Here is a 2,501-nt window from a genome sequence, read left to right on the forward strand (position 1 = left end):
CGCCTAGTCTCTGCGATTGCTTCGCGGAGCTCGCAATGACGGATTATTGCTAATAAAGGGGATGACTAACCCGGATTTGGTATAAGTCATGATTTTACCCATGATTACGGATACTTTGGCGTAAATCCTGTAACAGTTAACAGTTAACAGTTAACAGTTAACCGTTAACAAATAGCTAATTGCAAAACTTTTCTACACACCTTACAAACATTTCTACTCCCATACCCAAGGCAGTTTCATCAAAGTCAAAACGGGGATGATGGTGAGGATAAGCTAAATTTTTATCGGGATTTGCCGAACCCAAAAAGAAATAGCAACCAGGTACAGCTTGCAGAAAGAATGACATATCCTCGCCGCCCATAGTTTGACATTCTGGCACTACTCCCGCTGGCGTTTCTACAACAGATTCAGCTACTCTTCTTACTAAATCTGCTATTTTTGCATCATTAATTACTGGTGGATATAGAGAGTAATAATTCAGTTTATAACTCGCTCCGTGACTTTGACAAATCCCTGCAATTACCTGTTCTACTCTTTTATCAAAAAATCTTTGCTCCTGATATTTGGGATTAAAGTATCGCACAGTACCGCTGAGTTGTGCTGTATCAGCAATGACATTATGGGCGGTACCAGCATGAAATTCACCAACTGTTACTACTGCCGAGTCAATTGGATCGACATTGCGAGCTACAATAGTTTGCAAAGCATTGACAATTTGAGAGGCGACAACAATTGAATCAACGGTTTGGTGTGGCATTGCACCGTGTCCACCTTTACCAAAAATTGTACATTCAAAAATTTCTACAGCCGCCATTAATGCGCCACTGCGAACACCTAATGTACCCAAAGGAAGATTGTTCCATAGATGCAAACCAATAATTGCATCAACATCGGGATTCTTTAAAACTCCCGCTTCAATCATTGGTTTTGCGCCTCCTGGCCCTTCTTCTGCTGGCTGGAATATAATCTTAACTGTACCTTTGAAATCTTCTAAATGATTGGCAAGATAGTAGGCAGTACCGAGGGCAATTGTGATATGGCCGTCATGACCGCAAGCGTGCATAATTCCGTCATGTTGAGAACGATAGCATACTTCGTTTTCTTCTTGGATTGGCAAAGCGTCTATATCGGCGCGAATTGCTAAAACTGGCCCTGGTTTGCCGCTATCAATAGTTGCGACAATTCCGGTTTTAGCAATACCTACCTGATTTTTTATTCCCCATGCTTGCAATTTTTGGGAGATGAATTCAGAAGTTAATTGTTCTACGAAACCAAGTTCAGGACGCTGGTGCAGTCGTCGTCGCCATTCTACTAACTTAGGTTGTAAGGCTCGAATTTCAAACCGCAATTGCGATGCTTCAACAGAATTTAAGCTCGGAAAAGTTGAAACCATTTTTTATCACCTTTAAAAAAACATGGGATTAAACTATTTAAATTTTGAAGTGGAAAGCGCATTGACTATAGGCATTAACCGCTCTAAATCTAATTCTGAAGCCACTTGTGCTAATTTAGCAAGGTCTGTGGGGTCATCAAGGTGCGGCAAAATCCCCAACACCGGAATCTGAGTCAAAGATTCAATTAAATCAATTGGTGTCCAATCCGCAATTTCTTGGTTTGAGCAAGGCTTGACACAATTGAGGACAATACCTTTGAGCTTAACACCAGTTAGTCTGGCAAGGGCAGTATTCGCTACGGCTTGCGCGATCGCACCCAATCTGATCGGCACAACTAAAACCGCGCTCATCCGCCAATCTCTTGCTAAATCGGCTACTGTCAATTCATGAGTTACAGGAGAACCCAATCCCCCTAACGCCTCAACTAACACAAAATCTCGCTGCTCCTGCAAGCTTAATAGGGCATTCCAGACCAGTTCTAATTCTACACGCCTACCTTCCCGTTCAGCAGCGATCGGAGGTGCTAACGGCGCACTGAAGTGGAGGGGATTGAGTTGTTGTGGGGATTGGTTAAGGGAAAATAAACGGCTGTAAAGTTCGCGATCGCCAGTGCCAGTTTGCAAAAGCTTCAAAATTCCTAAACTGTGATGCTTGCCCTCAGCTTCGCGATCGCAGCAATACATCTGCCAATAAGCAGCCAGAGCACAAGTCAACACCGTTTTCCCCGCATCGGTATCAGTTCCAGTAATAAGTAATGTATTCATTGGTAATTGGTAATTGGTAATTGGTAATCGCTAATCGCTAATTGCTAATCGCTAATTGCTAATTGCTAATTGCTAATTTAGGACTTACGCTCATGGCTCCAGAAACCGGGTTTTTGAGAGAATTTGTGGGTAAAACGAAGTATTTTCGTCAAAAAACTGCTGGTTGAGCGAAAGTCGAAACCCGGTTTCTTTAGTTGGGTGCGTAAGTCCTGTAATTGGTAATTTGGTAATTGGGCAGAATGGGCGATTTACTACCCTATCCTCCCCTATCCTCCCCATCCTCCCCATCTCCCCCTCTTTCCCTAGTCCCTAGTCCCTAGCCCCTAGCCCCTTCTTCTATTCC

Annotated in this window: 2 protein-coding genes; both read right to left on the minus strand. The window is 43.2% G+C overall.

The annotated features are described in order from the left end of the window. Window positions 1–175 precede the first annotated feature (175 nt). Entirely contained in the window at window positions 176–1,393 is a 1,218-nt protein-coding gene (locus PN499_RS02935; protein ID WP_272030196.1) for a M20 metallopeptidase family protein, read from the minus strand. 33 nt (window positions 1,394–1,426) lie between these two features. Further along, window positions 1,427–2,158, minus strand: a complete 732-nt coding sequence (bioD, locus tag PN499_RS02940; protein WP_272030197.1) for a dethiobiotin synthase — start codon at window positions 2,156–2,158, stop codon at window positions 1,427–1,429. Window positions 2,159–2,501: the final 343 nt, after the last annotated feature.

It is taken from the genome of Kamptonema animale CS-326 (assembly GCF_028330895.1).
In the GTDB taxonomy this organism is placed as follows: domain Bacteria; phylum Cyanobacteriota; class Cyanobacteriia; order Cyanobacteriales; family Microcoleaceae; genus Kamptonema; species Kamptonema formosum.

Coding starts and splice junctions, on each gene's coding strand:
- PN499_RS02935 (WP_272030196.1), bottom strand. CDS start 1,393: ATGGTTTCAACTTTTCCGAGCTTAAATTCTGTTGAAGCATCGCAATTG.
- bioD (WP_272030197.1), bottom strand. CDS start 2,158: ATGAATACATTACTTATTACTGGAACTGATACCGATGCGGGGAAAACG.